Below are 2,912 nucleotides of genomic sequence, written 5' to 3' on the forward strand. Positions count from 1 at the left end.
CGTTCGTCGTTGTATCCCGTGGTCAGCGCACCGCCGCCGCCGCCGCAACAGATCTGGTGAAGCCGGTTGGGATGCAGATCAACCCAATTTTCAAGGCATTGGTCCATGATCCATCGGGGCTCCTTAAAATAACCGTGACCAAACCGTTTTTTAGCCCGTCTTCCATAATTGCAAGGGTCGTGATAGGTGGCCCTCACATCGAAGCGCCGGCGGTCCAATCGAATGCGCCCGCTTTTAATATACTCGATGAGCAGGTCAAACACGGTAACCGTTTTAAATTCCTCAAGGGCTTCGGGAAACCATTTTTGCAGACCATACCTGGTCGCCAGATAGGCGTGCCCTCATTCGGGCCACAGCAGTGTATCGACCTCCAATCGGCGCATGTTCTCCACGATGCGTCCGGCCATGATTTTTATGGCTTCATCGTCGCCGGTGAAATAGCCCCAGCTGGTCCCCTCCCAGTTGTCCGACGCCACAGTCCAGTCTTCTCTGGCGGCATGAAAGATTTTCCACCACGGCTTGAGGTCCTCGGTGTGGGTGTTGACCAGTTTGTTGTGGACCGTGGTGAGCAGTCGTGCGCCGGTTTTGTCGATGGGCACGCTGAATCCTTCGAAGCCCGGTTCTTCGGCAACTTCCTCGGCCACATCTTCCAGGATGAAGATAAAGTCTTCTTTGGGCAGGGAGAGATTGTTGCCGGTTTCAAGGGCGGCGGTAAGGCCTTTGTATAAAATCCCCGGCACCTGCCGGCCTTCCCGCAACGATCGGACGCGCCGGGTGATATCGGCGATGTCGATGCCCATGGGGCAAATCTGTTCGCACTTGCCGCACATGGTGCAGATCCAGGGACAGCGGGATTGGGCCACCCGGTCCGCCATGCCCAAAGAGACCATGCGCACCATTTTGCGGGGGTCAAAATCATCGACCCCGGACACCGGACAGGCACTGGCGCACATGGCACATGCCAGGCAGACATCCTGCTCATAGGACCAGTCTTTGGAACAAGATGAATTCAATGCTTCCAGGCGGTTTGGTCGATCTTTGGCCATTGCGGTTTTCCTTCGATAGATGGTTCGGCGATCGGTTAAAAAAATTCCGGCACCCATGCGGTTACCGGATCGGGCGCCGGAGGGCAATCAGGAGGCGTTGAGTGCCTTGATCCGATCAGCAAACGCGTTGATCATGAAGGTGAATTCATTGCCCATGTTGGCCGCCACCGAGGTGATGTTCAGCCGGCTGCCGTCCACACCGGCCTCTTTCAATAAATTCCGGACCGACTCGGCTCTCTTGCGGGCCACCTGATTGCCGATTTCCGACCGGCAGTTGTCGGTATGGCAGGTACACAGCATCACGCCGTCTGCATCGGCGTCAAATGCCGCCAGCAGGTGGTGGCTGGAAATGGTACCGCCGCAGGGCACCTCTATAAACTGAACGCCCATGGGCAGGATATGGCCCGCCTGGCGGGACAACGCAAGGGCCTGGCCGGCTGAGCGGGTGCAGCCGAACACCATCACCTGCGGCGGGCCCGCCGGAGCATCTTCCGCTACTACGGGTTTTCGTATCCGCCGATAGACGTCCGCGCCGATTTGTACCCCCTCCATTTCAATCGCCCGCGCCGGGCAGCCTGCCACGCATATGCCGCAACTCTGGCATGCCTCGGTCACCACAGAGATGCGCTGTCCGATGTCAATGGCCTTGTGGGGGCACAGCCGATGACAGGTCAGGCATCGGACGCACCGGCCGCGAACGATCTCAACCCCTGGCAGGGGCTCAACATCCAGATCCTGCAGGAAGGCCAGCACGTTCAAGGTGACCTGATCCGCGTCGGCCAACTGTTCGCCTTCGGACAGAATCCCCCGGGAACCACCGGCCACGAAAATGCCGCGACGATTGGTGGCGTTGCTCATGCGATGGACATTGTCGCTCTGGGCAAATCCAAGGTCATCCTGGCTGATCGCAAGCCTGTGCGCCATCGCATCCAGGTGTCGGCCCGGCCCGATGGATTCATCCACAACTATCCAGTCGGCCCTGAGTTGAAAGGGCGTGCGGGTCAGTTCATCCAGATAGTCAATTTCAAAATGGTCCTCTGCCAGTGTTTGAATGGTCGGATAATCACGAGTGAATTTCAGAAAGACGGCGCCGGCGCGTTTGGCCTCCTGAACCAGTGCTTCAGCTCCGTCGGCGGCTACCTTGAGGTTGCCGGTCATAAAGATAGTGGTTGCCCGGGATTGGCGTTGCAGGTGGAGGCAGCAGGCCAGCATCCGACGGGCGATTGCCGGATGGGTGTCATTTTCCCAGCCACAGAGAAATACGATTCGCGCATCGTTATCAAACAGGTCTTGCGTTGACGCCTGGCGCAATTTCTCTTCCAATGAAGAGATGGACAGCACCCGGGGATTGGGTTCCAGCCCATACGGCGCATAGTTGGGGGAGCGAGCATGGTCTTCCGCAAGGACAATGGCCGGCACGTGTTGATGAATAAGTGAATCCCTTTGCTTCAGCTTCAGGTCAAAATTTTTGGCGAATCCGTGGCAGGCGGTCAGTTCGATACCGGTTAAGCCATGCAGTCTGTCGCCTTGGCCGGCTGCACGGGGTGCGTCCTCCCTTGCCGCCAGCCATGCATGGATGCCATGGTCATAAAGATTGGCGGCAATTTTATGTGCGCAGGCACCGCTGCCGAAAACCATCACATCGGGTGGTGGTGAGGCTTGTTCCCGCAGGTCGGTATTCGTGCTTTCGTCCATGTTGATTAGTTCTCACCTGAATAGAACGCTGGAATCCAGAAAAGGGATTCACATCACGCAGAAAGCGGACTTTTTATGATGCCGTCAGGTACCGGACCATATCAAAGACCGTCTTTTCCGCACTGCTCACACTTTCGGCGATCGTCATGGGGCCCGTGACCGCACCGCCTG

The 2,912-nt window shown here is 57.6% G+C and carries 2 protein-coding genes and 1 pseudogene; all 3 read right to left on the reverse strand.

Translation table 11 applies throughout. The features are described 5' to 3' along the window. A pseudogene (locus QNK41_RS09365) lies at positions 1 to 263 on the reverse strand (Fe-S oxidoreductase); the annotation flags it as partial. A gap of 78 nt (positions 264 to 341) precedes the next feature. After that, positions 342 to 1,046 carry a 4Fe-4S dicluster domain-containing protein gene (locus tag QNK41_RS09370; RefSeq protein ID WP_319256058.1) on the reverse strand — a complete coding sequence of 235 codons (705 nt, stop codon included), beginning with the start codon at positions 1,044 to 1,046 and terminating at the stop codon, positions 342 to 344. A gap of 87 nt (positions 1,047 to 1,133) precedes the next feature. Further along, complete coding sequence (locus QNK41_RS09375; protein WP_319256060.1) at positions 1,134 to 2,741, reverse strand: hydrogenase iron-sulfur subunit; 1,608 nt, start codon at positions 2,739 to 2,741, stop codon at positions 1,134 to 1,136. Between the last annotated feature and the right edge of the window lie 171 nt (positions 2,742 to 2,912).

The organism is Desulfosarcina sp. (genome assembly GCF_033791525.1).
GTDB lineage: Bacteria > Desulfobacterota > Desulfobacteria > Desulfobacterales > Desulfosarcinaceae > Desulfosarcina.